10 protein-coding genes are annotated in these 22792 nt (G+C 62.0%); 6 read left to right on the top strand and 4 right to left on the bottom strand.

What is annotated here, in order from left to right:
- The first annotated feature begins 104 nt into the window (after nt 1-104).
- The gene (locus tag LOY28_RS08495) at nt 105-13088 is read left to right on the top strand and encodes a non-ribosomal peptide synthetase (RefSeq protein WP_258613343.1); all 12984 of its coding nucleotides are present in this window, start codon (nt 105-107) and stop codon (nt 13086-13088) included.
- Nucleotides 13089-13168: 80 nt separating this feature from the next.
- Nucleotides 13169-13993 (top strand): alpha/beta fold hydrolase, encoded by an 825-nt coding sequence (locus tag LOY28_RS08500; RefSeq protein WP_258613344.1) that lies wholly within the window; start codon nt 13169-13171, stop codon nt 13991-13993.
- A 67-nt stretch (nt 13994-14060) separates the two neighbouring features.
- Here LOY28_RS08500 and dsbG read toward each other — a convergent pair whose 3' ends face one another.
- From dsbG to LOY28_RS08520, 4 genes are all read right to left on the bottom strand, one after another.
- Nucleotides 14061-14828: a thiol:disulfide interchange protein DsbG gene (dsbG, locus tag LOY28_RS08505; protein WP_018929978.1), complete on the bottom strand. Its 768-nt coding sequence runs from the start codon at nt 14826-14828 to the stop codon at nt 14061-14063.
- Nucleotides 14804-15670: a TlpA disulfide reductase family protein gene (locus LOY28_RS08510; protein WP_111454993.1), complete on the bottom strand. Its 867-nt coding sequence runs from the start codon at nt 15668-15670 to the stop codon at nt 14804-14806. Before LOY28_RS08510 ends, dsbG begins: the two co-directional genes overlap by 25 nt.
- The gene (gene dsbD / locus LOY28_RS08515) at nt 15670-17403 is read right to left on the bottom strand and encodes a protein-disulfide reductase DsbD (protein WP_258613345.1); all 1734 of its coding nucleotides are present in this window, start codon (nt 17401-17403) and stop codon (nt 15670-15672) included. Before dsbD ends, LOY28_RS08510 begins: the two co-directional genes overlap by 1 nt.
- 121 nt (nt 17404-17524) lie before the next feature.
- A complete protein-coding gene (locus LOY28_RS08520; protein ID WP_018929975.1) occupies nt 17525-18298 on the bottom strand; it encodes a hypothetical protein in 774 nt (257 codons plus the stop codon).
- Nucleotides 18299-18624: 326 nt separating this feature from the next.
- Here LOY28_RS08520 and LOY28_RS08525 point away from each other — a divergent pair, with 326 nt between their 5' ends.
- From LOY28_RS08525 to LOY28_RS08540, 4 genes are all read left to right on the top strand, one after another.
- Nucleotides 18625-19305, top strand: coding sequence for a response regulator (locus LOY28_RS08525; RefSeq protein ID WP_018929974.1), 681 nt, complete (start codon nt 18625-18627; stop codon nt 19303-19305).
- Complete coding sequence (locus tag LOY28_RS08530) at nt 19302-20627, top strand: ATP-binding protein (protein WP_026286707.1); 1326 nt, start codon at nt 19302-19304, stop codon at nt 20625-20627. Before LOY28_RS08525 ends, LOY28_RS08530 begins: the two co-directional genes overlap by 4 nt.
- A 128-nt stretch (nt 20628-20755) precedes the next feature.
- Nucleotides 20756-21241 (top strand): GNAT family N-acetyltransferase, encoded by a 486-nt coding sequence (locus LOY28_RS08535; protein WP_018929972.1) that lies wholly within the window; start codon nt 20756-20758, stop codon nt 21239-21241.
- A 134-nt stretch (nt 21242-21375) separates the two neighbouring features.
- Nucleotides 21376-22788 carry an aspartate aminotransferase family protein gene (locus tag LOY28_RS08540; RefSeq protein WP_258613346.1) on the top strand — a complete coding sequence of 471 codons (1413 nt, stop codon included), beginning with the start codon at nt 21376-21378 and terminating at the stop codon, nt 22786-22788.
- Nucleotides 22789-22792 lie beyond the last annotated feature (4 nt).

Raw genomic sequence — 22792 nt, forward strand, 5'->3', positions numbered from 1 at the left:
CAAGCCTTGCGCGGTCGGCGAAGACCGCGTCCTGCATGCCCGTGAACGGGCGTGAAATATGAAAACCGATTCCACTTGCAAGCCGAATTCAGGCAGGAAACCTCATGACCGACGCGTTCGAACTCCCCAGCACACTGGTCCAAGCCCTCCAGCGCCGCGCGGCCCTGACGCCGGACCGGGTGGCCTTGCGTTTTCTTGCCGAAACCCAGGATCAGGCTGTGGTGCTCAGTTATCGTGAGCTGGACCAACGGGCGCGAACCATTGCCGGCGCGTTGCAGGCCCAGGCGTCGTTCGGTGATCGCGCGGTGCTGCTGTTTCCCAGCGGTCCGGATTACGTCGCGGCGTTCTTTGGTTGCCTGTACGCCGGGGTGATCGCGGTGCCGGCCTATCCGCCGGAATCGACCCGTCGTCATCATCAGGAACGCCTGCTGTCGATCATCAGCGATGCCGAGCCGCGTCTGCTGTTGACCAGCGCCGACCTGCGCGACGCCTTGTTGCAAATCAACGGGGCGCCGCCGCTGCTATGTGTCGACACCCTTGACAACGCCGTGGCTGAACGCTGGGTTGCACCGGACCTGCAAGGCGAGCACATCGCTTTCCTGCAATACACCTCCGGCTCCACCGCGTTGCCTAAAGGCGTGCAAGTCAGCCACGGCAATCTGGTGGCCAACGAACTATTGATTCGTCATGGCTTTGGCATCGACCTCAATCCTGATGACGTGATCGTCAGCTGGCTGCCGCTGTACCACGACATGGGCCTGATCGGTGGCCTGCTGCAGCCGATTTTCAGTGGTGTGCCGTGCGTGTTGATGTCGCCGGCGTACTTCCTCGGTCGCCCGTTGCGCTGGCTGGAAGCGATCAGCGAATACGGCGGCACCATCAGCGGCGGGCCGGACTTCGCCTATCGACTGTGCAGCGAGCGCGTCAGCGAATCGGCTCTGGAACGCCTTGATTTGAGCGGCTGGCGCGTGGCGTATTCCGGTTCCGAACCGATTCGCCTCGACACCCTGGAACGCTTCGCCGAGAAGTTCTCGAACTGTGGTTTTACGTCGGACAGTTTCATGGCTTCTTACGGCCTCGCGGAGGCGACACTGTTCGTTGCCGGCACTCCGCGCGGTCAGGGTATTCCGACATTACGGGTGGACGATCAGGCGTTGGCGCAAAACCGCGCCGAACCGGGCGACGGCAGTCCGGTCATGAGTTGCGGCATCAGCCAGCCGGATCATGCGGTGCTGATTGTCGATTCGGTATCGTTCGAAGAACTCGCCGACAACGCGGTCGGTGAAGTCTGGGCCGCCGGGCCGAGCATCGCCCATGGCTACTGGCGCAACCCTGAAGCCACGGCCAAGACCTTCGTCCAGCACGCGGGCCGCACCTGGCTGCGCACCGGCGACCTGGGCTTTTTGCGTGACGGTGAACTGTTCATCACCGGGCGCCTGAAAGACATGCTGATCGTTCGTGGTCACAACCTCTATCCGCAGGACATCGAGCAGACCATCGAGCGCGAAGTGGAGGTGGTGCGCAAGGGGCGTGTGGCCGCGTTCGCGGTCAATCTCGAGGGTCAGGAAGGCATCGGCATTGCCGCGGAAATCAGCCGCAGTGTGCAGAAGATCCTGCCGTCCGAGGCGCTGATCAAAGCCATCCGCCAAGCGGTGGCCGAGGCGTATCAGGAGGCGCCGAGCGTGGTGGTGCTGCTCAATCCGGGGGCACTGCCCAAGACTTCCAGCGGCAAGTTGCAACGTTCGGCCTGCCGCAATCGCCTGGCCGATGGCAGCCTCGACAGCTATGCGGTTTTCCCGTCGGCAGCGAACGAAAGTGAAGGCAGCAGCGAGTCGGGTTCCGAACTACAAACCCTGATCGGCCAGATCTGGTGCGAGCAATTGCAGGTCAAGCAAGTCAACGCCGACGATCACTTCTTCCTGCTCGGCGGCAACTCCATCGCCGCTACTCAAGTGGTCGCACGCCTGCGTGAAGCGTTGGGGATGGAGCTGAATCTGCGTCTGTTATTCGAAGCGCCGACCCTCGGCGCGTTCGCCGCCGCCGTCGCCCGGCAACAACAGGATGGCGGCCTCGCCCAAGGCGCGATCACTCAGCTGTCGCGCAACGACGCCATGCCGCAATCCCTGGCGCAAAACCGTTTGTGGATCACCTGGCAACTCGACCCGCAGAGCAGCGCCTACAACATTCCCGGCGCCTTGCGCCTGCGCGGCGAACTGGACGAAGACGCCTTGCGCGCCAGTTTCCAGCAACTGATCGAACGTCACGAATCCCTGCGCACGCGGTTTTTCGAGCGCGACGGTGTGGCCCTGCAACGGGTCGATGCTGCCGGTGAGTTCAATCTTCAAGTGATCGACATCAGCGACGTGCCGGCCGCCGAGCGTGAAGCCCGCGCGCAACAAATCCGAGAGGACGAAGCCCGCACCCGGTTCGACCTGGAGAACGGCCCGCTGCTGTGGGTGACCCTGGTGCGCCTCGAAGATGAGGATCATCAACTGCTGGTGACGATGCACCACATCATCGCCGACGGCTGGTCGCTGAACGTGCTGATCGAGGAGTTCTCGCGCCTGTATGCGGCAGCCTCTCAAGGCCAGACCGTCAGCCTTCCAGCCTTGGTGACGCAATATGCCGACTACGGCAGTTGGCAGCGCCAGTGGCTGGCGCAAGGGGAGGGCGAACGGCAACTCGCTTACTGGAAAGAGCAGTTGGGTGATGAGCATCCGACCCTGAGCCTGGCCACCGACCACCCACGTTCGGCACAACACACCCACAGCGCCGCCCGCCACACCCTGCGGTTGGACGCGAGCCTGAGCAACGCGATTCGCCAGACCGCCCAGGCCCATGAATCGACGCCGTTCATGCTGTTGCTCGCGGCGTTCCAGAGCCTGCTGCATCGCTACAGCGGCCAGCGCGACATCCGCATCGGCGTGCCGAATGCCAACCGTCCACGCCTGGAAACCCAAGGGCTGATCGGCTTCTTCATCAACACCCAAGTGTTGCGTGCCGAAGTGGACTCGCGACTGCCATTCGTGGAGTTGCTGGCGCAAACCCGGCAAGCCTCATTGGGGGCGCAAGCGCATCAGGACCTGCCGTTCGAACAACTGCTCGAAGCTTTCCCGCAGGCCCGCGAACAAGGCCTGTTCCAGGTCATGTTCAACCATCAGCAACGGGATCTCAGCGCTCTGCGTCGTCTGCCGGGGCTGCTCGCCGAAGAGCTGCCGTGGCACAGCCGCGAAGCCAAGTTCGACTTGCAACTGCACGGTGAGGAAGACCGCAACGGACGTTTGAGCCTGTCGTTCGACTACGCCAGCGAACTGTTTGACGCGCCGACCATCGAGCGTCTGGCCGAGCATTTCAGCAATTTGCTGCGAGCTATCTGCGAACGTCCGCAACAAGCGATCGGTGACCTGCAACTACTGACTACCGCCGAACACACTCAGCAAAATGACTGGAGCGTTGCCCCATGCAGTCCGGCGCAGCAGTGGTTGCCGGAACTGCTCAACGAACAAGTACACCAGACCCCGGAGCGCACCGCGTTGCTGTGGGACGGCGGCAGCCTGGACTTCGCCGAACTGCATACTCAGGCCAACCGCCTGGCGCATTACCTGCGCGACAAAGGCGTCGGCCCGGACGTGTGCGTGGCCATCGCCGCCGAGCGTTCGCCGCAGTTGCTGATCGGCTTGCTGGCGATCATCAAGGCCGGCGGCGCTTATGTGCCGCTGGACCCAGATTACCCTGCCGAGCGCCTGGCCTACATGCTCCGCGACAGTGGCGTCGAGTTGTTGCTGACCCAAACCGAATTGCTCGACCGCTTGCCGGCCACTGATGGCGTCTGCCTGATTGCCATGGACGCCCTGCACCTGGAGAACTGGCCAAGCCATGCACCGGGTTTGCACCTGCACGGCGACAACCTGGCCTACGTGATTTATACCTCGGGTTCCACCGGCCAGCCCAAGGGTGTCGGCAACACGCACGCAGCGCTCGCTGAACGTCTGCAATGGATGCAGAACACTTATCGCCTGAACGATACCGACGTGCTGATGCAAAAAGCCCCGATCAGTTTTGACGTGTCGGTGTGGGAGTGTTTCTGGCCGCTGATCACCGGGTGCCGCTTGCTGATCGCCGGTCCCGGCGAACACCGCGATCCAGACCGCATCGCACAACTGGTCAAGCAGTACGGTGTGACCACGCTGCACTTTGTGCCGCCGCTGCTTTCGCTGTTCATCAACGAACCGCTGACCGCCGAATGCACCAGCCTGCGCCGGGTGTTTTCCGGCGGCGAAGCCTTGCCCGTCGAACTGCGCAACCGCGTGCTGACGCAACTGCCGGCGGTGCAACTGCACAACCGCTACGGCCCCACCGAAACCGCGATCAACGTCACCCACTGGCACTGCACAACCGCCGATGGCGAGCGCTCGCCGATTGGCCGGCCATTGGGCAACGTGCTGTGCCGGGTGCTCGACAGTGACCTCAACCCGGTGCCGGCCGGCGTGCCGGGTGAACTGTGCATCAGCGGTATCGGTTTGGCTCGGGGCTATCTGGGCCGTCCGGGGCTGACCGCTGAGCGTTTCGTGGTCGATCCACTGGGCGAGCAGGGCGCGCGTCTGTACCGCACCGGCGACCGTGCGCGCTGGACCGCCGATGGCGTAATCGAATACCTCGGTCGTCTCGATCAGCAGGTCAAACTGCGTGGCTTTCGTGTCGAGCCGCAAGAGATCGAAGCGCGGCTGTTGGCACAATCCGGCGTCGCCCAAGCGGTGGTGCTGGTGCGCGAAACAGCGGTCGGCGGGCAGTTGATCGGTTACTACACCGCCACTGATTCCACTGAAGGCCTCGACACTCAAACCGCACGCCTGAAAGCCGCACTGGCCGCCGAGTTGCCGGAATACATGGTCCCGGCGCAGCTGCTGCGTCTGGACCAAATGCCCCTGAGCCCGAGCGGCAAACTCGATCGCCGCGCCTTGCCGGAACCTCAGTGGCACGTCCGCGAGCACGTTGAACCGGTCACGGCGCTTGAGCAACAAATCGCCGGCATCTGGCGCGAAGTGCTGTACCAGACGCAGATCGGTCTGCGCGACGACTTCTTCGCCCTTGGCGGCCACTCGCTGCTGGCCACGCAAATCATCTCCCGTACCCGTCAGGCCTGCGACGTCGAGTTGCCGTTGCGAGCGCTGTTCGAGGCCAGTGAGCTGGGCGCGTTTGCCGAACAGGTTCGCTTGATCCAGGTCAGCGGCAAAACCAACCGGCAGCCACCGATCGAGAAGGTCGACCGCCGCCAACCGGTGCCGTTGTCCTATTCCCAGCAACGCATGTGGTTCCTCTGGCAGATGGAACCGGACAGCCCGGCCTACAACGTCGGCGGTATGGCGCGCTTGCGTGGCGTGCTGGATGTCGGGCGTTTCGAAGCGGCGCTGCAAGCGCTGATCATGCGTCATGAAACCCTGCGCACGACGTTCCCGAGCATCGACGGCGTGGCCCGGCAACAGGTGCATCCGGACACCGGTATGCGCATGGACTGGAAGGATTTCTCCGCACTGGATGCCGATACCCGTGAGCAGCGAGTCCAGCAACTGGCCGACAGCGAGGCGCACACGCCTTTCGATCTGGAAACCGGACCGTTGCTGCGCGCCTGCCTGGTCAAGACCGCCGAGCACGAACATTACCTGGTGCTGACCCTGCACCACATCGTCACCGAAGGCTGGGCGATGGACATCTTCGCCCGGGAACTCAGCGCGCTCTACGAAGCGTTCGTCGATGACCGCGAATCACCGCTGCAACCCTTGCCGGTGCAGTACCTGGATTACAGCGTGTGGCAGCGTCAGTGGCTGGAGTCCGGCGAACGTCAGCGCCAGCTCGATTACTGGACCGCGCAACTGGGCCGCGAACATCCGCTGCTGGAGTTGCCAGCCGATCGTCCGCGTCCGCCGGTGCAAAGTCATCAGGGCGAACTGTTCCGCTTCGACCTCAGCGATGACCTCGCGGCACGGGTTCGTGCCTTCAACGCAGACAACGGCCTGACCCTGTTCATGACCATGACCGCCGCCCTGGCCGTGCTGCTTTACCGCTACAGCGGCCAGACCGACCTGCGCATTGGTGCGCCGGTGGCCAACCGCATTCGTCCGGAAAGCGAAGGGCTGATCGGCGCGTTCCTCAACACCCAAGTGCTGCGTTGCCAGCTCGACGGGCAGATGTCCGTGGGCGAGTTGTTCGAGCAGGTTCGCCACACGGTGATCGAAGGCCAGTCCCATCAGGACCTGCCGTTCGATCACTTGGTCGAAGCCTTGCAGCCACCGCGCAGCGCCGCTTACAACCCGCTGTTCCAGGTGATGTGCAACGTGCAGCGCTGGGAGTTCCAGCAGCGCCGCACCCTGGCCGGGATGACCGTCGAGTACCTGGCCAACGATGCGCGAGCGACCAAGTTCGACCTCAACCTGGAAGTCACCGACCTCGACCATCGCCTCGGTTGCTGCCTGACTTACAGCACCGATCTGTTCGATGAGCCGCGCATTGCGCGCATGGCCGGGCACTGGCGCAATCTGCTGGAAGCGTTGCTGGCCGATCCGCAACAGCGCTTGAGTGAGCTGCCATTGCTCGACGCCACTGAACAGCAAAACCTGCTCGACAGCCTCGGCATCGAGCCGGGTGAGCATCGCCTCGATCAATGCATCCATCAGCTGTTCGCTGAGCAGGCGCTGGTACGCAAGGGCGCGCCGGCGCTGACGTTCGCCGGGCAAACCCTCAGCTACGCCGAGCTCGACAGCCGCGCCAATCGTCTGGCCTGGATGCTCCGTGAGCGCGGTGTCGGGCCGCAAGTGCGGGTCGGCTTGGCGTTGGAACGTTCGCTGGAGATGGTCATCGGCTTGCTGGCAATCCTCAAGGCGGGCGGCGCCTATGTGCCGCTGGACCCGGAATACCCGCTGGATCGCCTGCACTACATGATCGAAGACAGCGGCATCGGTTTGTTGCTCAGCGATGCGGCGATGTTCGCGGCACTCGGTGAATTGCCGGCCAGCGTCGGTCGTTGGTGCCTGGAAGACGATGCCGCGGACCTGGCCAATTACCCGGCCAGCGAGCTGCCGTTTATCAGCTTGCCGCAGCATCAGGCGTACCTGATTTACACCTCGGGCTCCACCGGCAAACCGAAAGGCGTGGTGGTGTCCCACGGTGAAATCGCCATGCATTGCCGCGCGGTGATCGAGCGTTTCGGCATGCGCCCCGATGATTGCGAGTTGCACTTCTATTCGATCAACTTCGATGCCGCGACCGAGCGTCTGCTGGTGCCGCTATTGAGTGGTGCGCAGGTGGTCCTTCGCGCTCAAGGCCAGTGGGACGCGCAGGAAATCTGCGGGCTGATTCGTCGCCACAACATCAACATCCTCGGCTTCACCCCAAGCTACGGCAGCCAGTTGGCGCAATGGCTGGCGACCCAGGGCGAAACCCTGCCGGTGCGCATGTGCATCACCGGTGGCGAAGCCCTGACTGGCGAACACTTGCAGCGGATTCGCGCGGCGTTCAAACCGAGCCTGTTTTTCAACGCTTACGGCCCGACCGAAACTGTGGTCATGCCGCTCGCCAGCCTGGCCCCCGAGCAATTGGAAGAAGGGCTGGGCAGTGTGCCGATTGGCAGCGTGATCGGCGCTCGGGTAGCGTACATTCTCGACGCCGACCTGGCGTTGCTGCCACAAGGCGCGACCGGCGAGTTGTATGTCGGCGGCGCCGGTCTGGCGCAGGGTTATCACCAGCGTCCGGGGATGACCGCCGAACGCTTTGTCGCCGATCCTTTTGCCGCGAACGGCGGACGCTTGTACCGCACCGGCGACCTTGTCCGTCAGCGCGCCGATGGCCTGGTCGAGTACCTCGGCCGTATCGACCATCAAGTGAAGATCCGTGGTTTTCGCATCGAACTGGGCGAGATCGAAACCCGTCTGCTGGAACATGAGTCGATCCGTGAAGCGGTCGTGCTGGCGCTCGATGCGCCGAGCGGCAAGCAACTGGTGGGCTATCTGGTTACAAACGTGGCCGAGCAGGATGAAGCGCAACAAACTGCACTGCGCGAAGCGTTGAAGGCGCACCTCAAATCTCAGTTGCCGGATTACATGGTGCCGACGCACTTGATCCTGCTGGCCAGCATGCCGCTGACCGCCAACGGCAAACTCGACCGTCGCGCACTGCCGGCACCGGACCCGGAGTTGAATCGTCAGCAATACGTGGCGCCGAGCAACGAACTTGAGATGATCCTGGCCGGCATCTGGTGTGAAGTGCTCAACGTTCAACAGGTCGGCCTCAACGACAACTTCTTCGAACTGGGCGGCGATTCGATCCTGTCGATCCAGGTGGTGAGCCGTGCGCGGCAGCAGGGCATTCACTTCAGCCCCCGCGACCTGTTCCAGCACCAGACGGTGCAGACCCTGGCTGCCGTCGCGACCCGCACCGAGCAAGTCACTGCCGAGCAAGGTCTGCTCACGGGCGAATCGCGACTGACGCCGATCCAGCACTGGTTCTTCGATACTGATATTCCACAACGTCAACACTGGAACCAGGCGTTGCTGCTGGAACCGACCGTGGTGCTGGAGCCGCATCGCCTGGAGCAAGCGCTGTTGGCGGTGATCGAGCAGCACGACGCCTTGCGCCTGCGCTTCACCGAAGTCGCCGGTCATTGGCAGGCCGAGCATCAGGCAGTTTCCGACGCTACCGTGCTATGGCAGGTGCAAGTGCCGACCCTGGACGCGTGCGCCGCGCTGTTCGCTGATGCCCAGCGCAGCCTCGACCTTGAGCAAGGGCCGCTGATGCGGGCGCTGCTGGTCGATGATCCCGAGGGGCAACAACGGTTGTTCATTGCCATTCACCACTTGGTGGTGGACGGGGTGTCGTGGCGGGTGCTGCTGGACGATCTGCAAACGGTTTATCGTCAACTGGACGCAGAGCAGTCAGTAAAACTGCCAGCGAAAACCAGTGCCTTCAGGGACTGGGCCGCACGGTTGCAGGCTTATGCCGGCAGCGAATCCTTGCGGGAAGAATTGAGCTGGTGGCAGGCGCAACTGGCCGGCCCAAGCGCTGAATTGCCGTGTGATCGGCCTCGGGGCGGGCAGCAGAATCGTCACGCGCAAACCGTCAGCGTGCGCCTCGATAGCGAGCACACCCGGCAACTGTTGCAACAGGCGCCGGCGGCCTATCGCACCCAAGTCAACGATTTACTGCTGACTGCGTTGGCCCGTGTGTTGTGCCGCTGGAGCGGTCATGAGTCGGCGTTGATTCAACTCGAAGGTCACGGCCGCGAAATGCTGTTCGACGACATCGACCTGACCCGCACCGTCGGCTGGTTCACCAGTGCTTATCCACTGCGCCTCACTCCGGTGAGTGAGCAGGGTGCGTCGATCAAGGCGATCAAGGAGCAACTGCGCGGGGTGCCGCATAAAGGCCTGGGGTATGGCGTGCTGCGTTACCTGGCCGATGGCCTGTGTCGGCAGACCATGGCCGCGCTGCCGCTGGCGCCGATCACCTTCAACTACCTTGGCCAGTTCGACCAGAGCTTCGGCAGCGATGCGCTGTTCCGTCCGCTCGATGAGCCGGTCGGCGCGGCCCATGATCCGCATGCGCCGCTGCCCAACGAACTGAGCATCGACAGTCAGGTGTACGGTGGCGAACTGGTGCTGCGCTGGACCTTCAGCGCCGAGCGCCACGACCGGCAAACCATCGCCGACCTGGCGCAGGCGTATCTGGATGAATTGCACAGCCTGATCCAGCACTGCCTGAGCGACAACGCGGGCGGCCTGACACCGTCGGACTTCCCGCTGGCCAAACTGACTCAGCCGCAACTCGACGCGTTGCCGGTTCCGGCAGCGATGATCGAAGACGTTTACCCGCTGACCCCGATGCAGGAAGGCATGTTGCTGCACACCTTGCTCGAACCGGGCACCGGCCTCTACTACATGCAGGACCGCTACCGCATCAACAGCGAGCTCGACCCGGTGCGTTTCGCCCAGGCCTGGCAAGCGGTGATCGCCCGTCACGAAGCCTTGCGCGCCTCGTTCTGCTGGAACGTCGGCGAAGACATGCTGCAAGTGATCCATAAGCCGGGCAGCACGCCGATCGAGTATCTGGACTGGAGCGCGGTTGCCGAAACCGAGCAAGAACCGAAGCTGCAGGCGCTGCTGAAAAGCGAGCGCGAGACCGGGTTCGATCTGCTCAATCAGGCGCCGTTCCACCTGCGCTTGATCCGCGTGGGCGCGGCGCGCTACTGGTTCATGATGAGCAACCACCACATCCTCATCGATGCCTGGTGCCGTTCGCTGCTGATGAACGACTTCTTCGAAATCTACACCGCCCTCGGCGAAGGCCGGCAAGCGCAACTGGCCGTGCCGCCGCGTTATCGCGATTACATCGGCTGGCTGCAACGCCAGAGTCTGGCCGAGGCGCGGCAGTGGTGGCGGCAGAACCTGCAAGGTTTCGAGCGCACCACGCCGATTCCGAGCGACCGGCCGTTCCTGCGTGAACATGCCGGCGACAGCGGCGGCATGATCGTCGGCGACCGTTACACAAGGCTTGATCCCCGGGATGGCGCACAATTGCGCGAACTGGCCCAGGCCCATCAGTTGACCGTCAACACCTTCGCCCAGGCGGCGTGGGCGCTGGTGCTGCGTCGCTTGAGCGGCGATCGCGACGTGTTGTTCGGCGTCACGGTGGCCGGGCGTCCGGTGGAGATGCCAGAGATGCAGCGCACCGTCGGGCTGTTCATCAACAGCATCGCCCTGCGGGTGAAAATGCCCGAGGACGATCAGCGCTGCAGCGTTCGTCAGTGGCTCAGCGGTTTGCTCGACAGCAACATGCAACTGCGCGAATACGAGTACCTGCCGTTGGTGAGCATCCAGGAAAACAGCGAGTTGCCGAAAGGCCAGCCGCTGTTCGACAGCCTGTTCGTGTTCGAAAATGCCCCGGTGGAAGTCTCGGTGCTGGACCGTGCGCAAAGCCTCAATGCCACTTCGGATTCGGGCCGCACCCACACCAACTTCCCGTTGACGGCGGTCTGCTATCCGGGGGATGACCTGGGTTTGCACTTGTCCTACGACCAGCGTTATTTCGACGAATCCACCGTCGAGCGCATGCTCGGTGAGTTCAAGCGCCTGTTGCTGGCGCTGGTCGAGGGCTTCCACGGTGACATGGCCGATTTGCCGCTGCTGGGCGTCGAGGAGCAGGACTTCCTGATCCATGGCTGCAACCAGAGCGAACACGACTATCCGTTGGAGCAGAGCTATGTCTCATTGTTCGAAGCGCAGGTTGCCCGGCATCCGCAGCGGATTGCCGCCAGTTATCTCGATCAGCAACACAGCTATGTTGAGTTGAACCAGCGCAGCAACCGTCTCGGCCATGCCTTGATCGCTGCAGGCGTCGGCCTCGATCAACCGGTGGCGCTGCTCGCCGAGCGTAATCTCGATCTGCTGGGCATGATTATCGGCAGCTTCAAGGCCGGTGCCGGTTACCTGCCGCTGGACCCGGGCCTGCCGAGTCAGCGCCTGAGCCGGATCATTGACCTGAGCCGCACGCCGTTGCTGGTCTGCACCCAGGCGTGCCGTGACCAAGCCGTCGCGCTGCTGGAGGAATTCGGATGTGCCAACCGGCCTCGATTGCTGGTCTGGGAAGACGTGCAGGCGAGCGACGTTTCGGTGGCCAATCCGGGTGTCTACAGTGGCCCGGACAACCTCGCCTACGTGATCTACACCTCGGGCTCCACCGGCCTGCCGAAGGGCGTGATGGTCGAGCAGCGCGGCATGCTCAATAACCAGTTGAGCAAGGTGCCGTACCTGAAGCTGAGCGACGCCGATGTGATCGCCCAGACCGCTTCGCAAAGCTTCGATATTTCGGTCTGGCAGTTCCTCGCGGCGCTGTTGTTCGGTGCTCGGGTGGACATCGTGCCGAACAGCATCGCCCATGATCCCCAAGGCTTGCTGGCCCACGTCCAGAGCCAGGGCATTAGCGTGCTGGAAAGCGTGCCGTCGCTGATTCAGGGCATGCTCGCCCAGGACTGCATGAGCCTCGATGGCCTGCGCTGGATGTTGCCGACCGGTGAAGCGATGCCGCCGGAACTGGCGCATCAATGGTTGCTGCGTTACCCGCAGATGGGGCTGGTGAACGCTTATGGCCCGGCGGAATGCTCGGACGATGTGGCGTTCTTCCGGGTCGACCTGGCCTCGACCCGTGGCAGTTATCTGCCGATCGGTACGCCGACCGACAACAACCGTTTGTACTTGCTCGATGGCGCGCTGGAGCTGGTGCCGTTGGGGGCGGTGGGTGAGTTGTGTGTGGCCGGCACCGGGGTCGGGCGCGGTTATGTGAGCGATCCGTTGCGCACCGCGCAGGTGTTTGTGCCGAACCCGTTCGGTGCGCCCGGGGATCGCCTGTATCGCACCGGTGACCTGGCCCGTCGGCGCAGTGATGGCGTGCTGGAATACGTCGGGCGTATCGATCATCAAGTGAAGATTCGCGGGTACCGTATCGAGCTGGGTGAAATCGAAGCGCGTCTGCATGAACAGCCGGAAGTCCGCGACGTGGCGGTCGGGGTGCAGGAGGGCGTCAACGGCAAGCATCTGGTCGGCTATCTGGTGGCAGCGGATTCGGCGCTCAATCCGAACGAACGACTGGAGCGGATCAAGCAGCGCCTGCGTGCCGAGTTGCCGGAATACATGGTGCCGCTGCACTGGTTGTGGCTCGACAAGCTGCCGCTCAACGCCAACGGCAAACTCGATCGCAAGGCCTTGCCGGCACTGGAGATCGGCCAGTTGCAGAGCCAGGACTATCAGGCGCCGGGCAATGAGCTGGAGCAGACCTTGGCGGATATCTGGGCCGAAGTGTTGAAGGTCGAGAAGGTTGGCGTGCGTGACAACTTCTTCGAGCTGGGTGGGCATTCGCTGCTGGCCACGCAAATTGCCTCGCGGGTACAAAAAGCCCTGCAACGCGACGTGCCGCTGCGGGCGATGTTCGAGTGCAGCACGGTGGCGGAACTGGCCGAGTACATCGATGGGTTGGCGGCGAGCGACATTACCGAGGAGAAGGTGGATCGGTTGAATGACCTGATGGCGGAGCTGGAGGGCCTTTAATCCGGGTTGACTGCCGAGCCCACGCGGCTCAGGCTTCCCGTGGTTTTTTAATGGATCCTATTTCACCAGGGAGACAGTCGATGCCCTTCGTAACGGTTGATGGACAAGCGCTTCACTACATAGATCAAGGCACGGGCCCGGCGGTATTGCTGGCCGGGAGCTACCTGTGGGACCAGGCCATGTGGGCACCGCAGATTGCGGCGCTGTCGCAGCGCTATCGGGTCATTGCACTGGACCTCTGGGGCCATGGCGAATCCGGGCGGATGCCCGAGGGCATGACGTCGCTGGATGACGTGGCGCGTCAGGCACTGGCATTGCTCGATCATCTGGACATCGATCGCGTCACGCTGGTCGGTCTTTCGGTCGGTGGCATGTGGGGCGTTCGCCTGGCACTGTCAGCGCCGCAGCGGCTCAACGGGTTGGTGCTGATGGACACCTACGTTGGTGTCGAACCGGAACCGACTCGTCAGTATTACTTCTCGCTGTTCAAACAGATCGAAGACAGCGGTGAGATCTCGCCGCAACTGCTCGACATTATTGTGCCGATCTTCTTCCGCACGGGCATCGATCCGCAGTCGGCGCTGTATCAGGATTTCCGCGCAAAACTGGCTGCGTTGCCAGTCAACCGGCTGCGTGAAAGCATTGTGCCGATGGGACGGATCACGTTTAGTCGTGATGATTTGTTGCCGCGCCTGGCTCAGCTGAACCCTGAAACCACACTGTTGATGTGTGGCGATCAGGACAAACCGCGGCCGCCGTCGGAAACCAGAGAAATGGCTGAGTTGATCGGTTGCCCGTATGTGCTGGTGCCGGAGGCGGGGCATATCTCCAGTCTGGAGAACCCCGAGTTTGTCACTGAGGCGCTGCTGAAGTTTCTGGCCGACAGAAATCCGTGTAGCGCTTGATTAAAAAGATCGCAGCCTTCGGTGGTGCCCACAGGCGCGTAGGGCGAAGGCTGCGATTTTTTGATCTTTATTTGGGCCCGAGAATCTTCAGCAACTTGTCCGGCGACGGCGCGCCTTGCTGTTGTTGCAACTGGCCCTTTTCATCCATGTAGAAAATCGCCGGGGTGGCGGCCAGTTCCAGGTCTTCCATCAACTTCATGTTCGCCGCCAGTTTCGCCTGAACCGCCGGTGGTACGTCCTTCAAGGCCTTGAGCGAGCTGCCCTTGCCGGATTTCTCGTGTTCTTCCAAGGCTTTCTGCGGGTCCTTGGCGGCCAGCAGCGCGGCGGATTTGCCGGGGCTGTCTTCGCGAATGATACCGACCATGATGTGCCGCAGCTGCACCTTGCCGGCCTGGACCCACGGCCGTGCCTGTTCCCAGAACATGTTGCAGTACGGGCAGTTCGGGTCGCTGAACAGGTAGACGACCCGTGGTGCGTCCTTATTGCCGTCACCGATCCAGCTGCTTGCTTCCATCTTGCCCCAGACTTCCTTGGCCATCGGCGCGTAGACCAGTTTCTGCAACGGTGCGCTGCTGAGGTCATTGCCGTCGGCGTCGTACAGATTGCCGAGCAGCACATGTTTGCCGTCCGGGGTCAGGTACAGCGTCATACCGCGGTTCTGGTACTGCGCCGCGTAACCGCGCAGGCCGTCGGGCGCGTCGAAGGTACCGACGATTTTGGCGCCCTTGGCTTCGATCTTCTTGATCGCTTCAGGCAGTTCTTCGGCCTGTACCGACGGCAGGTGTAGCAGGGCAGCACCCAGGGTCAGTGTCAGCAGGTGGCGGAGGCGGAGCATGGCAATTTCCTTGAAGGCGTGGCCGAGGTGGCCGGGTTCGGGGTGTCGAAGTGTTCCAGGGCGCGGGCCAGGCTGGCTTCCGACAACTCACCCAGGTGACTGCCCAACAGATACCCGTTGGGGCTATAGAACAGCGTAGTCGGCAATGCCATGGAACCCACGGCATGGCTCAATCGACCGCTGCCATCGAACAGCACGTTGGTCAGGCTCAGGCCCTGGGTTTCGAGGAAAGTGGCGACGCTCTGCATGCTTTCGCTCTGGTTGACGAACAGGAAGGTCAGGTCCGGGCGCTGTTGCTGGGCGTTCTCCAGCACCGGCATTTCCCGGCGGCACGGCGGGCACCAGGTGGCCCAGAGGTTGATGACCAACGGGCCACCCTGGTAGTCGCTGAGTTGGATGGTCTGGCCGGCGGCATTGCGCAGGGTGATCTGCGGCAGGCGCGTGCCTTGTTCGTAAATACTCAGGGAGAAACTCGCCAGCAGCCAGAACACCAGGCCGCTGGCCACGCCAAAGCCCAATGGCCGACGCAGGCCCGGTTGACGCCAGCCGCGGTACAACGCCGCCAGCAAGAGCACGACCACCCCCGGCCAGGCGAGAAAACCACCGTCGCGCAGGTCGATGATCTGCCACGGATCGTTGCGATACTGTGCCCAGTAGGCAATCACGAAGCCGACCCGGGCCGCCAGCATGCCCAGCAGGAACAGGCTGAACAGCACCGATTCCGGGTTCTCGCCGCCACGCTTGGCCACCCGCCAGCCGACAAACGTCGCCAGCGCCAGGGCACTGATCAGCAGCAAATGGTTAAGCGCGATGGCAAAGGTGCCGAGGGTAAAGGTCAGCATTAACGAGCGTCTCGGGTGGTGGTCCAGCGTTGCAGGAAAGTGCCGGCATCGATCTCGCCGGTGATGCGCTGGCTGCGACGCTCTTCGCCGTCGGTGCCGATCCACAACAGGCTCGGCGGCCCCGGCACTTTATAACGGCCGAGCAGTTCGCGGCTGGCGGCATTGTCGGCGGTGACGTCCAGCCGTAGCAAGCGCACATCGCTCAGCGCATCCAGTACCTGAGGTTTGCCGAAGACCTGTTTTTCCATGACTTTGCACGACACACACCAGTCGGCGTAGTAGTCCAGCAGCACCCATTGGCCCTGGGCCTTGGCGGCGTCGAGCTCACGTTGCAGGGCCGCGGGCTCCTTGATCGTCGTGAATGCATCGTGAGCGCTCGGCGAGACAGCGCCGGTGCGACCGGCGCTGTACACCTGCAACGGCTGATACGGATCGTCACTGCCGCCCGCCGCACCGACTACCAGCAGGCTGCCCCATAAACCCAAGAGCAGCGAACTGGCGCCGAACAGGTGGGCAACGCGGCCAAATCCCTGGGACTGCTGCCAGGCGCTGTAGGCGGCGATCAGCAGCAAACCACCGCACAAACCGAGCCACAGCGATTCATCCAGCACCGGACGCAGCATCAGCAAAGCCGTGGCGAGAAACAGGAAACCGAACACACCCTTGAGCAGGTTCATCCAGGCGCCAGGTTTAGGCAGGAAGCGATTGCCGACGGTGACCAGCAGCAACAGCGGCACACCGATGCCGATGCCCAGGGCGAACAGAATCAACCCGCCGTGCAGCGCATTGCCGCTCTGGGCGATATAGAGCAGGGCGCCGGCCAATGGGGCAGTCATGCACGGTCCCACCAACAGACCGGACAAGGCCCCCAGCACACCGGCGCCCATCAGGTTGCCACCGCGCTGGCTGCGTGAAACATGTTCCAGCCGATCCCGCACGGCCACCGGCAATTGCAGTTCAAAAAAACCGAACATCGGCAAGGCCAGCAGCACGAACACCGCCGCAAAGCTGCCCAACAGCCATGGATTCTGCAACAGCGCTTGAAGGTTCGCGCCAAGCGACGCCGCCAGAACACCCATCGCCGCATACACCAGCGCCATGCTGATCACATAACTGCCGGCGAGGGCAAAACCGCGTTTGGGCGTGGCACCACTGCCAACGATCAACCCCGCCAGAATCGGCAGCATCGGCAACGAGCAAGGGGTGAAGGCCAGCAACAGGCCCAGACCAAAGAACACCAACAAGCTCCAGCCCAGCGCACGTTGTTGCAGGCCGCTGGCCAAGGCTTGGTCCGGCGCTTCGCTGGCCGCAGATGCAGTAGCCTTGCCGCCCAGGTCCACGATCTGGGTTTGCGGCGGATAACACAAACCGGCATCGGCACACCCCTGGAAACCCACCTTGATCTGACCGGTGGCTCCCGCCGGAATCTTCAGCTCCAGGCCTTGGCGATAAACCTCTTGTTCGCCGAAGAACTCATCGCTGTGTGCTTCGCCGTCAGGTAATACCGGGTGCTGTTGCGCAGACAAACCCTCGAAATTCAGGCGTTTCTGATAAAGGTAATAACCGTCGGTAATCTGCCAATAGAGCTGTGTTTCACCTGATTCGAGGCGTTCGGAAGTAAAGGCAAAGGCCTTTTCCACTGGCAAGAATTCAGGTTTGGTGTCGAACGGATTTATCCCTGCCTGGGCCACACCCGAGATCAAGAGAACAAAAAATAGAAACAGTCGACGCATGGGTAAGCCTTATCCCTGTGCAAGTTGACTGCACAATGGGTGGCGGCGATTAACCGATGATTAACCGCCGCCGGTACCGCCCGCTTGCCCCGTCAGAAGGCAGCCACTACGGCTTGAAACTTCAGTTGCGCAACAGGCCTGGCCAGGATTGGCTGTCGACCGTATGCGGACCGGAAACCAGGCGATTTTCCGGAATGTTGTAAGTCAGAAACTGATTGTCAGTCAGAAAGATATAGTAATAACTGTCGGCGAAAGTCCGATCGTTTTGCACCGCTGTAATGATCCGGTCTTTATAGGGAGCAAGACCGGGCCAGGTAGCTTCTGTAATGGGCTCTGTCCTCAGTGACTGGACCGGGGTCACAACAGGAGGAGGGAGGTCGTCGTCAAGTTTGCCACCGATATAGCCGCGGTCCCGGTTGGGATCCTCGTCCAAATCCAGATAGAGGGAGTTCCCGTCATTCATGATGAATCGAAAGAGTGAGGGGCGACTTACTTGCCACCATGTCCCTGCAACGATTCGATCAAAGTGAGGCAACAGCAGCTTCCATTTAGTGTCTTCAACCTTGCGGGTCTGCATTACCGCATCGGTATCCTGATTGTAGGCGCAGACCATCGGCGTAGTGCGCTCGTAATAGAAAAGCCAAAGGATATCGAGGTCAGAAGAGTCCATGGGACGATCAAGCGTTATGCCCGTGGTCGTAAATCCAAACCGTAGGTTTTTCATGTGGTTTTCCAACGTCCCCCAGTTTCCTTTAATCGGCCAGGGGTATCCATCAGAGACCTTGTTATCGGGAATATCAAAGCGGGAATAAGTATCGGTGTCTTTGAAGATGAAGTAGATCTTGTCTTTTCCTGAACGCCAATCGACGGTCACGATGTTTTTAAGTGTCGGCATGATCTGATTCCTTTCAGATAATTAAGTATGGTTCGGGTCTTAAATGACTTTCTTCCAGGTAATAATTGGCCTGGAGTGGAGCCGTGCTAGGGTATCGTGATGTTTTACGCTGTGGTCATGTTTTCAGGATGGAATATGTTTCGGTTTGAAACGACATGTGCGCAGGCGTTCGGCCATGGATTAACAGCGAACTTCACTTTCAACTTCGTCGCTTAGCGGTCGCGACGCCTGCGAGGGAGGCGCTGCTTCTCGTCAGCGGCGGGCCTTGCCATAATTGCGGCTTAATCCTCAGCTGCTTCACTCGCTTTTTTGTCCTGGGGGCTCCCATGCATGTACTGGTTTGCGAAGACGATGAGCTGATCGCCAGCGGTATTGTTGCCGGCCTGACCGCGCAAGGCCTGACCGTCGAGCACGTCGCCACCGCGTCGGCTGCCCGGGCGATGCTCAAGGTGGCTGAGTTCGATGTCATGGTGCTCGACCTTGGCCTTCCCGATGAGGATGGCCTGAAGCTGTTGCAGCAGTTACGTCACAGTGGCCTGGAGATTCCGGTGTTGATTCTCACGGCGCGGGATTCGGTCACCGATCGCGTCGACGGTTTGCAGGCCGGGGCCGACGATTACTTGCTCAAGCCTTTTGATCTGCGCGAACTGGCAGCGCGCCTGCACACCTTGCTGCGACGAGTGGCGGGGCGCAGCGTCAACCTGATCGAGCACGGTCGTTTGACCTACGATCCGAGCAGCCGCGAAACCATGCTGGGCGGTCAGCCGGTGGACCTTTCCCGTCGCGAGCAATCGCTGTTGCAAGCCTTGCTGCACAACCGTGGTCGCGTACTCTCAACCGAGCAACTGAAAGACAGCGTCTACGGTTTCAACGATGAGCTGGAAAGCAACGCCCTTAACGTCCATATCCATCACCTGCGGCGTAAACTCGGCAATGGCATTGTCGAGACGGTGCGTGGCCTGGGCTATCGCCTGGGGCCGGCCGATGGCGGAGAAGAATCGAAGTGATGAGCCTGCGTTTGCGCCTGAGCCTGACCCTCGGCGCCGCATTTGCGCTGATCTGGGCCCTGGCCGCCGCCTGGATGCTCAGCGATCTGCGCAACCAGATGATGTTTTCCCTCGACCAGCGGCTGGTTGCCTCGGCGCGGATGGTCGCCGGGTTACTGGAGCAACTGCCGGCATTGCCGAGCAAGGGCGAGGGCACCCATTTCAGCGCTGAACAACTGAATATCCCCGGCGGCATGGCCTGTCAGGTCAGCTCGTTGCGCGGCGAGATTCTGGCCCGCAGCCACAGCAACCCCGAGCAAGCGCTGGAAGCCGAGAAAATGGGTTTCCACGATCAGATTATCGACGGCGCGCCATGGCGCAGTTTCACCTTGGCGCGGGGCGATGTGCGCATTACCACCGCCGACCGGCAGATCGAGCGTGAAGCGCTGAACATGTCCATTCTGCTGGCGGCTTCGGTGCCGGTCGGCGTGGCGCTGCTTGGCTGCCTGTGCCTGTTGTGGCTCGGCATCGGTCAGGGGCTGGCACCGCTCAATCGTATGCGCGATGCGTTGATGCGGCGTAGCGCCGATTCTCTGGAACCATTGCAGATCCAGCCGTTGCCCAGCGAATTGCAACCGCTGCTGGAAACCCAGAATCAGTTGTTCCAGCGCATCGGCAAGACCATCGAGCGTGAACGACGCCTGACCGGTGATGCGGCGCACGAATTGCGTAGCCCGCTGACTGCGATCAAAACCCACCTGCAAGTGGCGCGCATGACCGACGGTGCCGCACGGGATCAGTCCCTGGCCCGGGCCGAAGAGGGCGCCGACCGTCTGCACCGTACCCTTGAACAATTGCTGCTGCTGGCGCGTGTCGAGGGCAGCTTGTCGTTCGATGATGGCGTGCAGTGCAGCGCTGAGCAGGTGGCGAAACTGGCGATTCAGGATGCCGCCAGCGGCGATCGTCAGCGGATCAAGTTTCAGGTGCCGGCCAGATTCTCCGATGCGCCGCTGCAAATGCCCGCAGTGCTGTCGATTGCTGCATTACGCAACTTGCTCGACAACGCCCTGCGCCACACGCCGGGCGATAGGGCGGTGGAGCTGAGCCTGGAAACCAATGGCAATCGCGTGCACTTTCTGGTGCGCGACCACGGTCCGGGAATTGCCGAAGACGACTTGCAACACCTGACCCAACGCTTCTGGCGCAATGGCCAAAGCACCGGTTGCGGCCTCGGCCTGGCGATTGTCCAGGCCATCGTCCAGCGCTGCGGCTGTACCCTGCATTTCGACAGCCGGCCGGATGGCCTGCGGGTTGAATTGACGATGCCGTTGCAACCTGTCTAACAGACACCGCTCCCACAGGGTGTCTATGTTGTCGCACACCAAATGTAACGTCTCTCCGTTGGCCTCCCGGCCCCCACGGCGTTATCGTCCCCGGCAGCTTTGACTCAATGGATTGAGGTAACAGCGCCATGACTGCATCGATACACATCTGCAAGGCAACGTCTGCCGACGCCGGCATCATCAGCCGGATCGTCGAGCGCTCCATTCGCGTCGGCTGCGCGCTCGACCACCGTAACGACCCGCGAACCGTCGCCACCTGGACCCACAACAAAACCATCGAACACGTGCAGCCCTGGCTGAACGACCCGCGGTTGTACCTGAACATCGCTCTGTTGCAAGACAAACCGGTCGGCGTCGCCATGGCGGCGATCAGCGGCAAGGTTGCGTTTTGTTACGTGCAACCGGAATGGTTTCGACGGGGCGCCGGACAAGCGTTGGTGCATGATCTGGAGACGTGGTTGATTGCTCAGGGTTTGCCCCAGGCACGTCTCAACAGCACGCGCACCGGCGAAGCGTTTTACCACCGCCTGGGTTACCGGGCTTGCGCTGAAGCTTTCACGGTGGCGGGGCTCCACGCCATTCCCATGCACAAGGCGCTGCCACCACCTTCATAGAAAGCTGATCGAGGGTCTAAATCCTCGAGCCCTTGATGCGTTTCCAGAACAGGAAAACCTGCAAGTGCGCCCCGTGAACGGAATGCGCACCTGCCCGGTGTGCAGTTTTGGTCACTATCAACAGGGGTCGAGAGATGTCAGTCGCTACCAGCCTTATCGAAGATCAGCCGGCCCGGATTGCCCCGACGCCTGCCGAGACGCTTTATCAGTTCAACGAATCGCCGCTGCTGGCCCGTCAGAGCCAACAGGAATCGAACGCCCGCAGCTACCCGCGACGCATACCCCTGGCACTCAAGCGTGCCAAGGGCATTTATGTCGAAGACGTCGAAGGCCGTTGTTTCATCGATTGCCTGGCCGGTGCCGGAACCCTGGCCCTGGGGCACAACCATCCGGTGGTGATCGAAGCGATCCAGCAAGTGCTGAGCGATGAACTGCCGCTGCACACCCTCGACCTGACCACGCCGGTCAAGGACCGGTTTGTCCAGGACCTGTTCGGCCTGCTGCCGCCGGCATTGGCCGCTGAAGCGAAGATTCAGTTCTGTGGCCCCACCGGCACCGATGCCGTGGAAGCCGCGCTGAAGCTGGTGCGTACCGCCACCGGGCGCAGTACCGTCTTGTCGTTCCAGGGCGGTTACCACGGCATGAGTCAGGGTGCACTGAGCCTGATGGGCAGTCTGGGACCGAAAAAGCCGTTGGGTGCCTTGCTCGGCAATGGCGTGCAGTTCATGCCGTATCCCTACGATTACCGTTGCCCGTTCGGTCTCGGTGGTGTGCAGGGAGTGCAGGTCAACCTGAATTACCTGGAGAACCTGCTGAACGATCCAGAGGCTGGCGTGCAACTGCCGGCTGCGGTGATCGTCGAAGTGGTGCAGGGCGAGGGCGGGGTGATTCCGGCCGATCTCGACTGGCTGCGCGGTTTGCGGCGCATCACCGAGCAGGCCGGCGTGGCGCTGATCGTCGATGAGATTCAGAGCGGCTTTGCCCGCACCGGCAAGATGTTCGCCTTCGAGCACGCCGGAATCATTCCGGACGTGGTGGTGATGTCCAAGGCCATCGGCGGCAGCCTGCCGCTGGCGGTGGTGGTCTATCGCGACTGGCTCGACACCTGGCTGCCGGGCGCCCATGCCGGAACCTTCCGCGGTAATCAGATGGCCATGGCCGCAGGCTCTGCGGTGATGCGCTACCTGACCGAGCACAAGGTTTGCGAGCACGCCGCCACCATGGGCGAGCGCTTGAGCGAACACCTGCACATCCTGCAGCGGGACTTCCCGCAGCTGGGCGACATTCGCGGACGTGGCTTGATGCTGGGTGTCGAATTGGTCGACCCGGCTGGTGCGCCGGACGCTCAAGGCCATCCACCGGTATTCGGTCGTCTGGCGTCGTTGGTGCAGCGCGAATGTCTCAAGCGTGGGTTAATCCTCGAGCTGGGCGGGCGTCATGGCGGTGTCGTGCGTTTCCTGCCGCCGTTGGTGATCACCGCTGCCGAAATCGATCGGGTAGCCGACATTTTCGGCAGGGCCATGGCCGCAGCCGTCGCCAGCCTCTAAATTT

The organism is Pseudomonas sp. B21-017 (genome assembly GCF_024749245.1).
Classification (GTDB): Bacteria; Pseudomonadota; Gammaproteobacteria; order Pseudomonadales; family Pseudomonadaceae; genus Aquipseudomonas.